Origin of the sequence: Cobetia sp. Ld8, assembly GCF_045066615.1 — a bacterium.
In the GTDB taxonomy this organism is placed as follows: domain Bacteria; phylum Pseudomonadota; class Gammaproteobacteria; order Pseudomonadales; family Halomonadaceae; genus Cobetia; species Cobetia amphilecti.
The window spans coordinates 60,920-77,306 of sequence record NZ_JBISHF010000009.1; the positions used below are offsets into that span (position 1 = coordinate 60,920).

At 66.0% G+C, this 16,387-nt stretch carries 13 protein-coding genes; 5 read left to right on the forward strand and 8 right to left on the reverse strand.

Features of this window, described 5'->3' with window-relative positions; genetic code table 11:
- Window positions 1-82: 82 nt before the first annotated feature.
- The 3 genes from ACJJV2_RS16455 to ACJJV2_RS16465 all read right to left on the reverse strand — a co-directional run bounded on the left by ACJJV2_RS16455 (window position 83) and on the right by ACJJV2_RS16465 (window position 3,390).
- A complete protein-coding gene (locus ACJJV2_RS16455; protein ID WP_405282294.1) occupies window positions 83-1,141 on the reverse strand; it encodes a FecCD family ABC transporter permease in 1,059 nt (352 codons plus the stop codon).
- Between the two features lie 138 nt (window positions 1,142-1,279).
- Entirely contained in the window at window positions 1,280-2,290 is a 1,011-nt protein-coding gene (locus ACJJV2_RS16460; RefSeq protein WP_131432857.1) for an iron ABC transporter permease, read from the reverse strand.
- Window positions 2,291-2,424: 134 nt separating this feature from the next.
- The gene (locus ACJJV2_RS16465; protein ID WP_234368067.1) at window positions 2,425-3,390 is read right to left on the reverse strand and encodes an ABC transporter substrate-binding protein; all 966 of its coding nucleotides are present in this window, start codon (window positions 3,388-3,390) and stop codon (window positions 2,425-2,427) included.
- 595 nt (window positions 3,391-3,985) lie between these two features.
- Here ACJJV2_RS16465 and ACJJV2_RS16470 point away from each other — a divergent pair.
- A complete protein-coding gene (locus tag ACJJV2_RS16470) occupies window positions 3,986-6,370 on the forward strand; it encodes a mechanosensitive ion channel domain-containing protein (RefSeq protein WP_405282295.1) in 2,385 nt (794 codons plus the stop codon).
- A gap of 139 nt (window positions 6,371-6,509) precedes the next feature.
- Here the strand turns inward: ACJJV2_RS16470 and ACJJV2_RS16475 are convergent, their stop codons facing one another.
- The 5 genes from ACJJV2_RS16475 to hemC all read right to left on the reverse strand — a co-directional run bounded on the left by ACJJV2_RS16475 (window position 6,510) and on the right by hemC (window position 12,248).
- Window positions 6,510-7,094: a DUF2780 domain-containing protein gene (locus ACJJV2_RS16475; protein WP_159055812.1), complete on the reverse strand. Its 585-nt coding sequence runs from the start codon at window positions 7,092-7,094 to the stop codon at window positions 6,510-6,512.
- 519 nt (window positions 7,095-7,613) lie between these two features.
- Window positions 7,614-8,837, reverse strand: a complete 1,224-nt coding sequence (locus tag ACJJV2_RS16480) for a heme biosynthesis HemY N-terminal domain-containing protein (RefSeq protein WP_043333341.1) — start codon at window positions 8,835-8,837, stop codon at window positions 7,614-7,616.
- Complete coding sequence (locus ACJJV2_RS16485; RefSeq protein ID WP_405282296.1) at window positions 8,834-10,405, reverse strand: uroporphyrinogen-III C-methyltransferase; 1,572 nt, start codon at window positions 10,403-10,405, stop codon at window positions 8,834-8,836. The genes ACJJV2_RS16480 and ACJJV2_RS16485 overlap by 4 nt, the downstream gene beginning before the upstream one ends.
- Complete coding sequence (locus ACJJV2_RS16490; RefSeq protein ID WP_213114169.1) at window positions 10,406-11,290, reverse strand: uroporphyrinogen-III synthase; 885 nt, start codon at window positions 11,288-11,290, stop codon at window positions 10,406-10,408.
- A gap of 10 nt (window positions 11,291-11,300) precedes the next feature.
- Window positions 11,301-12,248, reverse strand: coding sequence for a hydroxymethylbilane synthase (hemC, locus tag ACJJV2_RS16495; RefSeq protein WP_043333340.1), 948 nt, complete (start codon window positions 12,246-12,248; stop codon window positions 11,301-11,303).
- A gap of 275 nt (window positions 12,249-12,523) precedes the next feature.
- On the opposite strand from hemC, the gene argH reads away from it, so the two are divergent.
- The 4 genes from argH to dapF all read left to right on the forward strand — a co-directional run bounded on the left by argH (window position 12,524) and on the right by dapF (window position 16,382).
- Window positions 12,524-13,918: an argininosuccinate lyase gene (argH, locus tag ACJJV2_RS16500; RefSeq protein ID WP_043333338.1), complete on the forward strand. Its 1,395-nt coding sequence runs from the start codon at window positions 12,524-12,526 to the stop codon at window positions 13,916-13,918.
- 80 nt (window positions 13,919-13,998) lie between these two features.
- Entirely contained in the window at window positions 13,999-14,220 is a 222-nt protein-coding gene (locus tag ACJJV2_RS16505) for a lipoprotein (RefSeq protein WP_240548660.1), read from the forward strand.
- Window positions 14,221-14,280: 60 nt separating this feature from the next.
- Entirely contained in the window at window positions 14,281-15,552 is a 1,272-nt protein-coding gene (gene lysA / locus ACJJV2_RS16510; RefSeq protein WP_405282297.1) for a diaminopimelate decarboxylase, read from the forward strand.
- Window positions 15,552-16,382: a diaminopimelate epimerase gene (gene dapF, locus ACJJV2_RS16515; protein WP_107335708.1), complete on the forward strand. Its 831-nt coding sequence runs from the start codon at window positions 15,552-15,554 to the stop codon at window positions 16,380-16,382. Before lysA ends, dapF begins: the two co-directional genes overlap by 1 nt.
- The last annotated feature ends 5 nt before the right edge of the window (window positions 16,383-16,387 follow it).

Here is a 16,387-nt window from a genome sequence, read left to right on the forward strand (position 1 = left end):
CATCAGCCGCTGAAACATGTCATGCGACGCTGAGCGGCAAGGGCTGGCCCCGGGCCGCTCAGCAGGAAAATAGTGGCAACGGCTAGCGCGGGCTGCGCAGCAGTATCCACAGCAGATAAGGGCTGCCGACCACGGCCATCACGATACCTACCGGGATTTCCAGCGGCGACAGCAGGGTGCGACCGGCGAGGTCTGACAGCACCATCACCAGCGCGCCGGACAGCGCCGAGGCCAGCAGCGGCACGCCCTTGTGGCGTGACAGGTAGCGTGCGATCTCGGGGCCCACCAGCGCTACCATGCCTACCGGCCCGGCCACCGCGACGGCCGCCGCCGTCAGCACGACCGACAGCCACAGCGTGATCAGGCGTACACGCGAGACCGGCTGTCCCAGCCCGGTCGCCACGCGGTCGGTGAAGCGCAGCGTATTCAGCCCGCGTCCCAGCCAGAGCGCGATCGGCACGCCGATCAGCAGGGCCAGTCCGAGCCAGGTGAGCGAATCGGCGTCACGCGCATTGAGGCTGCCGACCGTCCACGGGTAGGCGCTGTTGGCGGCATCGATGGAGACTCTTGCCAGCATCAGCTGCGTTCCGGCACCGAACAGCGCCCCGACCCCGATACCGGCGACCAGGAAGCGATAGCCGCGCGTGCCGATGCCGCCGGAGAGCCCGAAGGCCAGCGCAGTGGCGATCACGGCGCCGCTCAGCGCCATCACCGGCGGCGCCAGCGAGATGCCCATCCCGACCACGGAGGCCACCGCGAAGGCGGTCGCGCCATTGTCGATGCCGATGATACCCGGCGTCGCCAGACGGTTGCCGGCCAGGGTCTGCATCAGACAGCCCGCCAGCGAGAAGGCAGCGCCCGTGGCGATGCCGGCCAGCAGGCGCGGCAGACGCAGTTCCTGCACCACGAAGACGGTAGCGAACTCGCCGTGCCCGAAGGCCGCCTTGAAGGCATCCCACGGCCCAAGGCCGGCGCTGCCCAGCATCAGCGAGGCGACACTGGCCATCAGCAGCGCCAGCAGCAGTATGCCGGCCGCCAGCAATGGCGCACGCAACAGCAGCAGGGACAGCTTGCCATGTCGCCACCAGAGCGTTCCGGTAGGGGCCGAGCGGAGGGGATCAAGCGGTGAAGGTCTAGACATCATCGATTCCAAACAAGGCCCTGTCAGGACAACGCCTGACAGGGCCGGTCGATTCAAGCAATGAGGCGATGGCGCCGGCATGCGCGCCAGCCTGGCCTCCATCATCGTTCACGCCGCAAGCGCCAGAGGCACCAACTACTACAGGGTGGGCAGACGGCGAGCACGCACCACGGCAATCAGCACGGGCGCGCCCATCAGGGTCGTCAGTACCCCCAGCGGCAGCTCCGAGGGCGGCACGACCAGCCGCGACACCACATCGGCGCTCAGCAGCATGGTCACGCCCAGCGGCAGGCACAGCCACAGCGTGCGCCGCACATCGGCGCCGCACAGCGCACGCGCCACATAGGGCACGGCGAGGCCGACGAAGGCCACCGGTCCTGCCAGTGCCGTCGCGGCACCGACCAGCAGCGCCACCACCAGGATCGCGACCTTGCGCACGCGCTTGGGATGGTGGCCCAGGCCACTGGCGACCTGCTCACCCAGCACCATCGCGGAGAGCGGCCGCGCCAGCCACAGCGTCAACAGCACCGCGAGCAGGATACTGGGCAGGCTGCTGTAAAGCGCCTCCAGCGAGCGCCCGGCCAGACTGCCGATCACCCAGAAGCGGATCTCGTCGGCCGCGCGCTGATCGATCAGCAAGGCCAGAGACGTCAGCGCCACCAGCAGGCTCGACAGCGCCGCACCGGCCAGCACCAGGCGCACCGGGTCCTGACGTGCGCCGCTCATCCGCACGGTGCTCATCACGAACAGGCAGCCCAGCAGCGCACCGCTCTGCGCCACCATCACGTGCATGCCGGTCGCTTCCATCCCCAGCAACAAGGCCACGGCCACGGCAAAGGAGGCCCCGGCACTCACGCCCAGCAAGCCCGGCTCCGCCAGCGGGTTGCGTGCCACCACCTGCATCAGGGCGCCGCCACAGGCGAGCATCATGCCGACCACCATGCCGATCAGGGTACGCGGCGCGCGCAGCTCAAGCACCACGAAGCGCGCCTGATCACTGCCCTGTCCGGCCAGCACCTGCAGCGCCTGCCAGGGGCCGACATCGCCAGCCCCCCACAGCAGGCTGGCCAGACAGGTCAGCAGGGCGCTCAGGCAGGCCAGCGGCATCACCTGACGCAACGCAAGACGCCCGGAGACCTTGTGGGTCATCCGGGCGGCATGTGCGCGTGGCCTGCGGACCTGTGGAGAGGTCTCTTCAGCCTGCATAGCACCTCCCGCGTCGCTGTTGCGGGAGGTCCCCTGCCTGCGCAGGGGTCAAACGTCGTGCACCGACATGACTGCGACTAGCCATCATCGCGCGCCCGGTCGATATCCTTCAGCAGGGCTTCCGCGGCCAACGGGCCACTGGCGCTGGTCCACAGCTGGCCATTCACGCCGACCAGGCTGTCGCGATCCGCTGTCTCGAGACGCTGGAAGGCCGGTTCTGCCGCCAGGGCGTCGACCGCGGCATCAGAGGAATCGTCCATGGTGGCGAGGAAGATGGTCTGCGCATCGATGCGTGCCATGTTCTCGTCGCTGAGCGGATCGGAATGCGGGCGACCCGGCTTGACCAGATCACCACCGACCAGCTCATAGCCGCTGGCCGCCATCAGGCCGGTCGCGAACAGCTGGTCGGACATCGCCATCAGGCCACCCGGCATGCGACGCACCAGGCTGGCGGTTTCCGGGGTGGTCATCTCGGCCTTCAGACGCGCGGCGTGCGCGTCGATGGCAGCCAGACGTGTCTCGAGTTCCGCTTCGGCCGTCTCGCCCAGCGCCTCGGCATAGACACGACTCTGCTCCTTCCAGCCCTGCTGGCTCAGCGCCGAAGCGCTCGGCACGACGGTCGGCGCCAGACGCGACATCAGCTGGTACTGGGTCTTGTCGAGGCCCGGCGGCGCCAGGATCAGGTCCGGCTTGAGCGCGACGATCGCCTCGAGATTGAATTCACGCGGCGTGCCGATGATCTTGATGTCCGGCACCTGCGACTGGATATAGCTCGCCACGCCATCACCGCCACGCGTGGTCACGGTGCCCAGCGGCGTCACCTGACTGGCGACGGCCACATCCAGCGCGCCTTCGTACAGGGTGACGACACGCTGCGGCGTGCCCTCGATGTCCAGCTCACCGTAGGCCGTCTCGACACTGCGTGCCTCGGCAGACAGGGAAGCCCCCATCAGCGCTACCGCCAAGGTCGCCATCAGGCCCTGTTTGAACCATGCAGGCCGGGTCATGCCACGAGCAGTAAAAGCAGTCGACGAGACGGTCATGCAGTACTCCGAAATGAAGGAAATGATCTCGCACTCAAGCGAAGGCAGGCGTGATCCTGCGCAGGACGATACCGCAAGGCGGCCCCTGTGCGCATGACTATCACACCTGAACAACGAATAATAATCAATCGCAACAATACCGACTCATCCTGTGACTCACCACACCAGTTCATGCAACGCGACATTGCAACATCCTGCGTGGCAGCAGGTCACGCTTCTCCCCCGAGCAGCGCCTGAAGACCTTGAAGGTTGGCGGCGCCTGCCGCAGGCTGTGCGCAAGAATGTCTCTGGCGGAGTCCCCGCAGGGGTTGGGATAGCACCAAGTGCCCCGATAACTGAGGGATGGGCTCTCGCTCGGCGTGCGCGCAGGACGCGCGTGACGCCCCTTCAACATCTACCTGACAGATCCTCGCGTTATTGATGGGACGCTTGCGAGCCTCTGATGCACCTGCGGAGCCTGCTCTCACTCTCTACCCCGACGCCTCACACACTCACCGACATGGAGAAGCCATCTGTGGCGATTCCGACACCCCCGCACTCCCCTCCCACCCTTGCTGCCTCGCGCCAACCGGACTCATGGCGACCTGCCTGGCTGATGTCCGCCCTGATGATGCTGTTGATGGTGTTGAGCCTCGGGTTCAGCAGCCTGTCCCATGCCGCCCCGGCCGAGGGCGGCAGCGGCGATGGCGCGACATCCTCCTATGACAGCCTGGCCACACTGCTGGAAGACCCCAGTCAGCGCGAGGCCCTGATCGAAGGCCTGCGACAGCTGGACAGCAAGGCGAGTGAACAAGCCGTCGAGGTGGCGGGAGAAGACGTCACCCTGAGCGAGGACTCGCCGTCATTGTCGCGCCAGCTGGCGGCCATCAGCCAGGACCTGGTCGCGGATCTTTCCGCCACGCTGGACCGCATGCTGGGCACCCTCGATGGTCTGGCCAACGAGGACGCCGACGAGATCGACTGGAGTCGCTTCACCAGCGAGGCCATCAGCCTCGGGCTGGTCGTCATCTCGACCATCGCACTGTTCCTCGTGCTGCGCAGACTCGCCAAGCCGCTGTTCTCGCGCGTCAGCCAGTGGTCACTGGATGGCCAGCACCGCAGCCCGCTGCTGCGCACCCTGCTGGCAGTGCTGGTCGCGGCGGTGGTGGACATCGCGGTCATCGGTCTCGCTTTCCTCGGCGGCTATCTGCTCGCTATCTTCGCCTATGGCGAACAGGGCGTGATCGGTCAGCGCGAGTCGATGTTCCTGAACGCCTATCTGGTCATCGAGCTGTTCAAGGCTCTGATGCGCATGCTGTTCTCGTCCGGTTACAAGGGGCTGCGTCTGTTGCCGATGCCGGATGAGGTGGCGCGCTACTGGAACCGCTCTCTGGCCATGCTGGCCGGCTTCATCGGCTACGGCATCCTGGTCGTGGTGCCGATGATCAACAACAACCTGGCACCGGCCGTTGGCAGCTTCGTCAATCTGCTGATCATGGCCATTACCCTCGTCTGGGCCATCGTGGTGATCTCGCGCAATCGCATCATTCTGCGTGACCGCCTGCTCACTCAAGCCCGCGAGGCGCACAACGCGCTCATCGCCGTGTGCCTGCGCATGCTGGCGCGCACCTGGCACCTGATCGCGCTGGCCTACTTCGCCACCCTGTTCATCATCTCGCAGACGACGCCTGAAGAGGCGCTGCCGTTCATGATGGGGGCGACGCTCAAGACGCTGCTCGCCATTGGCGGCGGTGCTCTGCTGTCGCGCGTGGTGACGCAGCTGATCGGCAAGCGCATCCAGATCTCCGACAAGCTGCGTGGTCAGCTGCCGCTGCTCGAGAAGCGCCTCAACTCCTACATCCCCACCGCGCTGCGCATCATGCGCGCCATCATCCTGATCGTGGTGGTCGGCATGGTGCTGAATGCTTGGCACATCGTGGCGCTCGGCGAGTGGCTGGCAACCGATGCCGGTGCCCTGCTGCTGTCGCGCATCTTCCATGTGCTGTTCATTCTCGCCTTCGCCATCGCGGTCTGGGTCGGCATAGCCAGCCTGATCGAGCACAAGCTCAATCCGGACACCGGCAAGGGCAAGCCGTCCTCGCGGGTGGAGACTCTGCTGGCGCTGTTCCGCAATGCCATTGCCATCGCGATGATCGTCTTCACCGCGATGATCGTGCTGTCCGAGATCGGCATCGACATCGCGCCGCTGCTGGCCGGTGCCGGGGTACTGGGTCTGGCGATCGGCTTCGGCGCCCAGAAGATGGTGCAGGACATCATCACCGGGGTGTTCATCCAGCTGGAGAACGCCATCAACACCGGCGATGTGGTCTCTGCCGGTGGCGTGACCGGTACCGCGGAACGCCTGACCATCCGCTCGGTGGGTATCCGTGACCTGTCCGGCACCTTCCATATCGTGCCGTTCTCGTCGGTGGATACCGTCTCCAACTACATGCGTGACTTCGCCTACCATGTCGGCGAATACGGCATCTCCTATCGCGAGAATGTCGACCACGCCATCGTGCACCTGCGTGCGGCCTTCGATGAGCTCGAGGCAGGCAGCTATGGTCCGGAGATTCTCGAGCCGGTCACCATCGCCGGCGTCTCGGCCCTGGCCGACAGCTCGGTCAACATCCGCGTGATGATCAAGACCAGCCCGGGCAACCAGTGGGCCATCGGCCGCGAGTACAACAAACTCGTGAAGCAGCACTTCGACGCCGCTGGCATCGAGATCCCGTTCCCGCACTTGACCATGTACTTCGGTCAGGACAAGGACGGTGGCGCTCCGCCGGCCAACGTGCGCACCATGCAGGCGCCGTTCGTGATCGATGGCTCGGCCGCCGGTCAGCCGAAGACCCCCGAGCAGCGCGAGGCAGCCGCCAAGGTCGCCAAGCGTCGCGAGGAGAATCCGCTGACGCGTCATGCCACCGAAGACGGCGAAGTCGTGGATGCCGAGGAACAGCGCATCCGTCAGACCACCCAACCGGATGCCGACGGCGACTGATCAAGCGCCTGCACTATCCCGACACGGCTGCCTGCGCAGGCAGCCGTCCTGAAACGAAAACGCCCCCGAGCCACTGGCTCGGGGGCGTTTTCATGTGCGGGCATAAAACACTGCCTCACACCTCATGCAAGCGGCTGGCTCAGGAGCCGGTGCCCCACATGCTGGACAGCGAGCTCAGCAGCGTCGAGCTGACGCCTTCGCCGCCCATGTAGCTGAGCAGCACCGGCGCGAACTGGGAGACCATGCTGCTGTCCATGCCCAGCGCGGAGAAGGCGCTGTCCAGAGACGCGCTGTCATCGACATTGCCGACGGTGCTGGCCAATGCCGTGGCATTGTCGTTGCCGCTCAGGCTCGCCAGGCTGGAGAGCGTGGACAGCGAGCTGCTGCTGGTCAGGCTGGACAGCTGCGGCACGTCAGTGGACAGCTCGGAGGTCGCGCTGGTGCCAAGCTGGGACTGGGCCAGCGCCAGCATGGCAGCAGAGCCACCCAGCGCCTGAGTGGAGGACACACCCAGCTGGGAGGTCAGGCTGGACATCAGGTCGGCCGCCGGCAGGGACTGGCCTGTCTGGCTGCTCAGCATGCTGCTGGCGAGGCTCATCATGGAACTGGACGAGCTGGAGGAGCTGGCGGCGTTGCTGGAAGAGCTGTTACCGGTAGCGGCACAACCGGCCAGTGACACGGCCAGTACAGAGGCGCCCATCAGGGCCAGGGACTTATGCAACATGCAGACTCCATCATCGCTTGGGGAAACGGACCGGACTCGGCCCGAAGATGCACCACGTGCATGGGCGCATCCGACACGCAGAATCATCGCACGGAGGAATCGCTTCCAGCCAGCGCCACACGATCACGCTCTGGCCGTGCAGACCCGGACGCATCGTTGCCGGATCAGCAACGAGAAATCCGGCACCGGTCATGCCCACGCCAGCATGCACCCGCCGACATCTCACGGCAGCGTGCTGACAGGGCGAAAGCCTGGGCGAGAATGCCCTCAGCGCCCGTCATACGGGCAAAAAGAAGGGCATCCCGTCACACAGCGTGTGAACGTGGATACCCCGGAGAGAAACCTGCATCACCGGCCGACAGCGCGACCGGTGCAATTGGGCAATACCTTTCATCAAACAAGGAAACATCGTGCAAGCCGCCGAGTGTCTTGTCCGCCAGCTCTCATGACGCCTGTCATGCCCTGGTTGGCACTAGACGGCTGGCGCTCGACGGTTGACTGACACTCGGCGGCCGCCCCTCAGGCGTTGTCCTTGCTCGGCTGCGGCAGGGCCGGCAGTGAGCGATCCAGCAGCTCGACGCTCTGACGGTAGTAGAGCTGACTCTTGTTGTGCTCCCCCAGGTTGGCGAACAGACGCGCGAGTTCAGCACACACCGTACCGCTCGGACGCTGGCGCTGGCTAGCCTCGAAGTACTCCTGAGCCTTGCCCCAGCTGGCGTTGCGCAGTGCCAGACGGCCCAGCGACAGCAGCAGGTCCGGATCATTCGGACGCTCCTGCAGCCACTTCTCGGCATACACCAGCTGACGCGGTGCATCCACGTCCAGCAGGCCGTAACGCAGCACCAGACGCGAATCCCAGCACTCCTTGAGGGAGTGACGCAGCAGACGTTCGGCCAGACCTTCCTGGCCACCGGCGATCAGCGCCTCGGCGTAGAGCGCGACCAGATTCACGTCGGTGCGCAGATGGTCCGGCATGTCGGCCCACAGGTTACGCACGCGCTCGATGTCTTCCGGATTGCGCGCGGCCTGCTGGATCAGCGCCACATAGGCACGCTGTTCCAGCTCCTTCTTCTCCTCGGGGGAGATGAGGTCCTGCTTGTCGAGACGCGGCATCAGACGACGCAGACCATCCCAGTCATTGACCGCCAGATAGGCCTGCTTGAGCAGCTTGAGCACCTGCGGGTGCTCGCCCAGCTGCTTGTCGAGACGCGTCAGGGTCGCCAGCGCCTGCTCATGCTGCTGGCGGTCCAGCATCAGCTGTGCCTGCACCAGACCCACGGCACTCTCGGAGCCCTGGGTGGACTCGTGCGCCCGCTTGAGCAGCGTGTCCGCCTGCTCGAAACGTCCCTGATAGTGCGCGGCCAGGGCGGCGGACAGGTAGTTGACCAGCGGCGTGCTGGAATCTTCCGCCGAGTGAGTCAGCGACTTCTCGGCCCGCTTCCAGCGGCCTTCGGCCAGCGCCACCAGACCCCGTACGGTCTTGCGCGTGGCATTGCGGTGACGGGTACGGCTGTTCCACACCTTGAGGCGGGAGAACGGATGCGCGAAGCGCGACAGCAGGCGCAGACCGAAGTGCAGCACCACGAAGCCCGCGAACAGCAGGATCAAGCCGAACCAGAAGGAGGTCTGGACCGAGGTATCGCCGACGCGAATCAGCCAGTAGCCCGGGAAGGCCTGCATCAGTTGCCCGAACAGGGCACCGATGGCCAGCCCGATGATGATCAGCAGTATCAGGACTCTCATGCGTTGCCACCCCCTTGCTGGGCGCGACGCTCGATCAGCTCACGCAGCTTGCTCAGAGAGGCGGAGATGTCAGGCAGCTCCGGACGGATGGTCTTGCTCTTGAGCTCTTCCAGCTTGGCGACGGCATTCTGCACGCCATCGGTCTTGGTGTCGTAGTAGCCATTGACCAGCGTGATGGCCTTGTCGATGGCGGCCTGGTAGAGCTTCGGCTCCTCCTTGAGCAGCGCCAGCTGCGCCTGCTCCAGCACCAGACGCACGTTCTGACGCAGGTAGGATTCCTGCTCCGGCGTGATCAGGGCTTCCAGTGCCTCGTCATGACGACGCACGGTGACCAGATCCTTCAGCTCGTTGCCGAAGCGGGCCAGCTGCTGCTGCCAACCGCCTGTCGGCGCTTCGTCGTTCTCGACCTTGGCGGCGATCTCGGCCACGTCCTGCTTGAGCGGCAGACGCGCCAGCTGTTCCTGCTCGGCGAGCAGCGCCAGATAGATACCGCTGCGGTCGACGCGCGGCACGCTGTCCAGGCTGGCCAGTTCGGACTGGATGGCCTTGCGCACCGGCAGCAGCGCCGGGTTGTTGGCCGCCGCGATACGCGCATCGGCGTTCTCGAGCAGCGCATCGGCACCGTTCACGTCACGCTCCAGCTGCAGACGCTGGTTGGCGAGGCGCAGCAGGTACTCGGCTTCCGCATAGTGCCAGTCACGCGCGTCGGTCTGCTGGGACTTGCTGAGCTCCTCGAGCACCTTGTTGAGGGCCTGCTCGGTGTCCTGGCTTTCGCTGGACAGACGCTTGTCGAGCTCGCTGACGCGGGATTCGTTCTTCTCGAGCGTGCTCGACAGGCCATCGACCTTGCTGGAAACCTGGCCGACCTGCTGGGTCACGCTCTCGCTGACCTGCTTGTCGAGGCCCTGGGCATCCGGCAGCGCATTCAGACGCTGCCAGCCGAACCACGCCAGCACCGCGACCACGATGGCCAGCAAGATGACGAGAATCAGCGCGATGCTGCCGGCCTTGCTCTTCTTGCCCTGCGGCTCGCCGGGCGGCGGCGTGCCGGGTGCCGTCGTGCCACCCAGGCCTGCACCACCCGCGCCGGCCGTCTTGCCAGCCGGCGTGGAGGGCTTGCCGGGAGTCGCCTTGCTGGAAGAGGCCTTGCCAGCACTCGGCTTGGCGGCAGACGCCTCCTTGGCGGGTTCGCTACGCTCCGGAAGCGGCGATTTTGCGCCGGAAGGCGTCGATGCGTTGTCGTCTGAAGTCTGGCTCACGGGCGTGGACTCACTGGCAGTGGAGGATGAGGTTGAAGAGGAGGAGCTGCCCTGCCCCTTGCCACGCCCACGACGATTGCGCCCACCTCGCGAGCGGCGCTCGCGCGGGGCATCAGCCGTGTCGGATGACGAGGAAGAGGACGAACGGGAGGCCTCGGCGCCAGGGCGGCCAGAGGCAGTGTCATCGGCGGAAACGCCGGAAGCGGAAGAAGCATCTGATGCGCGAGCGGCAGCATCCTTGTCGCCCGACTTGCCGGGCGTCATGCCGGCAGAGCCGTTATCTTCCTGATCGTGTTCTCGGTTGCTCATCTACGCTTGCCCTTTTCCGGATTCTTGGGAATCGATGGCCTCACGCGGACCAGGCGCAGTGGCGCCGGTCACTGCATGGCGAGTCTTGCTGATGGGGGCGCAGGCGCGAAGTACTGCCTGCGTCAGGGCCCCGGGTGAAGCGTCCTCGGCGACCGTCACGCGCTCGAAACCATGAGCGTGTGCCAGTGTAGCCAAACGGTGGCTCGACACGATTAGCGGTTGGTGCAAGGCCTGCGGCGTCACCGATGCCATCACCGTCTCGAGCAGTTCATTGCTGGTCACCACCATTGCATCATACGCGCCCGCCGCCAGACGGCCAGCCTGTTGCGGCGACAAAGCCAACGGAAGGCGTCGATAAAGTGCCAGACGCGTGACCTGAGCCCCCCGTGCCACCAGCGTCTCTTCCAGCAGCGGACGCCCGCCTTCACCGGCCACCAGCAACCAGCGCTGACCCGCAAGCGCCCTGAGCGACGGCAGCGACAGCAAGGCTTCGCTGGTGGTGCCGACCGGCGCATCGCGCTCGGCATGCTCACCGCGTGTGGCGCGCGGCGGAACACGCACCGGCACGCCCAGCCGCGAATGCAGCACTTCGGCCGTGGCCGCGCCGACGGCATAGAAGCTGACGCCTTCAGGCAGCTGTGGCCACCACTCCTCCAGCCAATCGGCCAGATAGCCGGCGGCCTGGGGCGAGATCACGATCACGCCGCGATACAGATCGACATCGATGATCGCCTGACGCGCGGCGGGTTCCAGCGGCAAGGCCTCGAGCGCCATCAGCTTGAGGCATTCCACCTCGCAGCCCGCCTCGCTCAGCATCGCATCGAGAACCGCTCCGCGCGAGCCCGGCCGCGTCGTCAACACCTCAAGACGCGACGCCTTTGCCATCGCTGACACCTCAGCCACGAGCGTCGCCGTAGACCGCCGCCAGAATCTCGCCGGCACCCTGGGAGAGCAGGTCTTCGGCAACGGCGACGCCCAGCGCCTCCGGCGCATCGGACGGACCACGCGCTTCGGCGCGCAGGATGACCGTCCCGTCGGGGTTGCCGACCAGCGCGCGCAGCCACAGCTGGCTGCCACCTTCCTCGAGCACGGCATAGCCGCCGATCGGCACCTGACAGCCACCTTCAAGATGCGTGTTCATGGCGCGCTCGGCCAGCACGCAACGGCTGGAGTCTTCATGGGCCAGCGGCTCGAGCAGCGCAAGAATTTCCTCGTCCTGCAGGTTGCACTCGATGCCGAGCGCGCCCTGGCCACAGGCTGGCAGGCAGGTCTCGGCGTCCATCTCGGCGGTGATGCGCGCATCCAGCTCGAGGCGCTGCAGACCGGAGGTGGCGAGAATGATGGCATCGAACTCACCCGCATCCAGCTTGCCGAGACGCGTCTGGACATTGCCACGCAGACTCAGCACTTCCAGGTCCGGGCGTGCCGCCTTGGCCTGCAGGCCACGACGCAGGCTGGAGGTGCCCAGGCGCGCGCCCTGCGGCAGGGCATCGAAGTTGGCACAGGTGTTGGACACGAAGGCGTCGGTCGGGGCGTGACGCTCGAGAATCACCGCCAGACCCAGCGACTCCGGGAAGTGCATCGGCACATCCTTCATGGAGTGCACGGCGATATCGGCGCGACCATCGAGCATCGCCTCTTCCAGCTCCTTCACGAACAGCCCCTTGCCGCCGATCTTGGCCAGCGGGGTATCGAGAATCTTGTCACCACGCGTCGACATCGGCACCAGCTCGACGCTCAAGCCAGGATGCAGGGCCTCGAGTCGCGCCTTGACGTGTTCGGCCTGCCACAGGGCGAGCAGGCTCTTGCGGGTCGCGATACGCAGAATCTCACGGCGGGGCACGGCATTCTCCTTGCTGGCGCGCAATGCACGCCATCTGATTCGAATTTGTTGAGCAAACCTGACTGACGAACAGCGCTGCCCTCTGATGACACTTATCATAAAGCCAGTCACCTCAGGGGGAAAATCCGTGGCACGCTTTCCTGCGATCCGCCGGACTGGCCGCGGCCCCTCGCCCACGCGCAGGAGTCTGGTACACTCCAAGGTCAACGATACCGGCTGCGCGACCGTGCACCGGACGCCGAACTCTGGACACGTCACCACAATTCGAGATCCCGATGAGCGAATCTACCAATCAGTCCTGGGGCGGCCGCTTCAGCGAGCCGACCGATGCCTTCGTGGCACGTTTCACCGCCTCCGTCGATTTTGATCAGCGCATGGCGCAGCACGACATCCAGGGCTCCATCGCCCACGCCACCATGCTGGCCGGTGTCGGCGTGCTGAGCGAAGAAGAACGCGACGTCATCATCGCGGGACTGAAGGAAATCAGTGAAGAGATCGCGCGGGGCGAATTCGAGTGGTCCGTGGCACTGGAAGACGTGCACATGAACATCGAGGCACGCCTGACCGCCAAGATCGGCATCACCGGCAAGAAGCTGCACACCGGCCGTTCACGCAACGACCAGGTCGCCACCGACATCCGCCTCTATCTGCGTGACGAGATCGACGCCATCGACGCCGAACTGACGCGTCTGCGCGAAGGCATGCTGGGGCTGGCCGAGCAGGAAGCCGACACCATCATGCCGGGCTTCACTCACCTGCAGAGCGCCCAGCCGGTCACCTTCGGCCACCACCTGCTGGCCTGGCAGGAAATGGTCGCCCGCGACCAGGACCGCCTGCGTGACTGCCGCGTGCGCATGAACGTGCTGCCGCTGGGCGCCGCGGCGCTGGCCGGCACCACCTTCCCCATCGACCGTCACGTCACCAGCGAGCTGCTCGGCTTCGACCGTCCGACCGAGAACAGCCTCGATTCGGTCAGCGATCGTGACTTCGCCATCGAATTCACCAGCTTCGCCAGCCTGCTGATGATGCACCTGTCACGCATGAGCGAAGAGCTGGTGCTGTGGACCAGCGCCCAGTTCGACTTCATCGACCTGCCGGACCGCTTCTGCACCGGCTCCTCCATCATGCCGCAGAAGAAGAACCCGGACGTGCCGGAGCTGGTGCGCGGCAAGACCGGCCGTGTCTATGGCCACCTGATGAGCCTGCTGACCCTGATGAAGTCCCAGCCGCTGGCGTACAACAAGGACAATCAGGAAGACAAGGAGCCGCTGTTCGATACCATCGATACCGTGCGCGGCAGCCTGCGTGCCTTCGCCGACATGATTCCGGCGATCCGCGCCAAGTCCGACAACATGTACGCCTCGGCCAGCAAGGGCTTCGCCACCGCGACCGACCTGGCCGACTACCTGGTGCGCAAGGGTGTCGCCTTCCGTGATGCCCACGAGATCGTCGGCAAGTCCGTCGCCTTCGGCATCGAGCAGCAGCGCGACCTGTCCGAGATGACCCTAGCAGAGCTCCAGCAGTTCTCCGACACCATCGAGCAGGACGTCTTCGACGTGCTGACGCTGGAAGGCTCCGTCGCGGCGCGCAATCACATCGGTGGCACCGCGCCGAACCAGGTTCGCGCTGCCGTGCAGCGTGCGCGTGACGCCCTGGCCTCGCGCGCCTGATCATCCTCTTTCGGGCCTGGTCGCCACCCATGGCAACCGGGCCCGCATCGCTCTATCGCTTGCTGCCAGGAGGCCGCCCGATGCGTCATCTGATGAGCCAGTCCGCCCGTCATACCCTTCGCACCCTCGCGGCGCTGCTGCTGGGTGCTGGCCTGCTGGCCGGCTGCGGCCAGAAAGGCCCGCTTTATCTTCCGGCGGACGCCGATGCCGGTGGTCAGCGTGCCGAAGCTCCCGCGCCGGCAGCTGACGCCTCCGAGACAGAGAGCACCGCCGCTGCCGAGACTTCCGGCAGCGACGCCTGAGCCCCCTTATTCATCTCCGGCGGGTGATGCCCGCCGGCGCGACATCTTGCAGGCCGGATCATGGATCACTTCGTTTATCAGGATGGCGTGCTGCACGCCGAAGACGTCTCGCTCGCCACGCTGGCCGAGCAGTTCGGCACGCCGTGCTACGTCTACAGCCGTGCCACGCTCGAGCGCCACTTCAAGGCCTATCAGGATGCGCTGGGCGACCACCCGCATCTCATCTGCTATGCCGTGAAGGCCAATTCCAACCTGGCGGTGCTCAATGTGCTGGCACGTCTGGGCGCCGGCTTCGACATCGTCTCCGCCGGTGAGCTGGAGCGCGTCATCAAGGCCGGCGGCGACCCCGCCAAGGTGGTGTTCTCCGGCGTCGCCAAGCAGGCCGGCGAGATGGAGCGTGCGCTGGAGCTGGGCATCAAGTGCTTCAACGTCGAGTCGCTGCCGGAGCTTGAGCGCCTCAACGCCGTCGCCGGCCGTCTCGGACGCGTCGCACCTGTGTCGCTGCGCATCAATCCCGACGTCGATGCCGGCACTCACCCGTACATCTCCACTGGCCTCAAGGCCAACAAGTTCGGCATTCCGGTCGAACAGGCGCTGGAGGTCTACGAGATCGCCAACGCCATGGAGCACGTGCAGGTGGTCGGTGCCGACTGCCATATCGGCTCCCAGCTGACCGAGCTGGCGCCCTTCCTCGATTCCCTCGAACGCCTGCTGGTGCTGCTGGATCGCCTGCGGGAACGCGGTATCGTCATCGAGCACCTCGATCTCGGCGGCGGCCTCGGCGTGCCCTACCAGAACGAGACTCCGCCGGAGCCCTTCGCCTACGCCAGCGCCCTGCTGGAGCGTCTGGCCCGCTATGAGCACGGCAGCGAGATGACGCTGCTGTTCGAACCGGGCCGCTCCATCGCCGCCAACGCCGGCGTGCTGCTGACCCGTGTCGAGTACCTCAAGCCCAGTGAAGAGAAGAACTTCGCCATCATCGATGCCGGCATGAATGACCTGATCCGTCCGTCGCTGTACCAGGCGTGGCAGAACATCGTCACCGTCGACACGCGCGAGACGCGCAAGTCCGCCAGCTACGATGTGGTCGGTCCGGTCTGCGAGACCGGTGACTTCCTCGGCAAGGACCGCGAACTGGCCATCGCGCCGGGCGACCTGCTCGCCGTGCGCTCTTCCGGTGCCTACGGCTTCGTGATGGCCTCGAGCTACAACAGCCGCTGCCGTCCTGCCGAGGTGATGGTCGATGGCCCCGAGATGCACCTGGTGCGTCGTCGCGAGCGCCTCGAAGAACTGTGGACCGGTGAGCAACTGCTGCCGGAAGGTGATGCCTGATGCTGGTGAACTTCACCAAGATGCACGGACTGGGCAATGACTTCATGGTCATTGACCTGATCTCGCAGCGCAGCCGCCTGCGCGATGCCGATATCCGCCGTCTGGCGGACCGCAACTTCGGCATCGGCTTCGACCAGCTGCTGGTGGTCGAGCCGCCCCGCGACCCGGACATGGACTTCCGCTATCGCATCTACAATGCCGATGGCAGTGAAGTCGAGAACTGCGGCAACGGGGCGCGCTGCTTCGCGCGCTTCGTGCGTGAACAGCGCCTGACCACCAAGCGCGAGATTCGCGTCGAGACGGCCGGCGGCCCGCTGACCCTGGTCGTCGCCGAGGATGGCCGTGTGCGCGTCGACATGGGCGCGCCGCGCTTCGCCCCCGCCGCGCTGCCCTTCGAGGCCGAGGCCGACCTGCCGGTGCACACCCTGGACGTCGACGGCGAGACGCTGGAAATCGGCGTCGTCTCGATGGGCAACCCCCACGCGGTGCTGCTGGTCGACAGTGTCGAACAGGCCCCGGTGCTGACGCTGGGTCCGCGGATCGAGGCGCATCCGCGCTTCGCCAAGCGCGTCAATGCCGGCTTCCTCGAGGTCGTCTCGCCGCATGAAGCGCGCCTGCGTGTCTTCGAGCGCGGCGTCGGCGAGACGCTGGCCTGTGGCACCGGCGCCTGTGCGGCGGTCGCGTCCGGCATTCGCCGTGGCCTGCTGGCAAGCCCGGTCAATGTCACGCTGCCCGGCGGTACCCTGAGCATCGAATGGGGTGGCGACGGCCAGCCGGTATTCATGACCGGCCCCGCCGAGACCGTCTTCGAAGGCCGCATCATCCTGTAGATCGC

What these genes read in the sequence shown, in the direction of transcription:
- ACJJV2_RS16470 (WP_405282295.1), top strand. Translation starts at nt 3,986, where the DNA reads ATGTCCGCCCTGATGATGCTGTTGATGGTGTTGAGCCTCGGGTTCAGC.
- ACJJV2_RS16505 (WP_240548660.1), top strand. Translation starts at nt 13,999, where the DNA reads ATGCGTCATCTGATGAGCCAGTCCGCCCGTCATACCCTTCGCACCCTC.
- ACJJV2_RS16460 (WP_131432857.1), bottom strand. Translation starts at nt 2,290, where the DNA reads ATGACCCACAAGGTCTCCGGGCGTCTTGCGTTGCGTCAGGTGATGCCG.
- ACJJV2_RS16490 (WP_213114169.1), bottom strand. Translation starts at nt 11,290, where the DNA reads ATGGCAAAGGCGTCGCGTCTTGAGGTGTTGACGACGCGGCCGGGCTCG.
- ACJJV2_RS16480 (WP_043333341.1), bottom strand. Translation starts at nt 8,837, where the DNA reads ATGAGAGTCCTGATACTGCTGATCATCATCGGGCTGGCCATCGGTGCC.
- ACJJV2_RS16485 (WP_405282296.1), bottom strand. Translation starts at nt 10,405, where the DNA reads ATGAGCAACCGAGAACACGATCAGGAAGATAACGGCTCTGCCGGCATG.
- ACJJV2_RS16455 (WP_405282294.1), bottom strand. Translation starts at nt 1,141, where the DNA reads ATGTCTAGACCTTCACCGCTTGATCCCCTCCGCTCGGCCCCTACCGGA.
- dapF (WP_107335708.1), top strand. Translation starts at nt 15,552, where the DNA reads ATGCTGGTGAACTTCACCAAGATGCACGGACTGGGCAATGACTTCATG.
- argH (WP_043333338.1), top strand. Translation starts at nt 12,524, where the DNA reads ATGAGCGAATCTACCAATCAGTCCTGGGGCGGCCGCTTCAGCGAGCCG.
- ACJJV2_RS16465 (WP_234368067.1), bottom strand. Translation starts at nt 3,390, where the DNA reads ATGACCGTCTCGTCGACTGCTTTTACTGCTCGTGGCATGACCCGGCCT.
- ACJJV2_RS16475 (WP_159055812.1), bottom strand. Translation starts at nt 7,094, where the DNA reads ATGTTGCATAAGTCCCTGGCCCTGATGGGCGCCTCTGTACTGGCCGTG.
- lysA (WP_405282297.1), top strand. Translation starts at nt 14,281, where the DNA reads ATGGATCACTTCGTTTATCAGGATGGCGTGCTGCACGCCGAAGACGTC.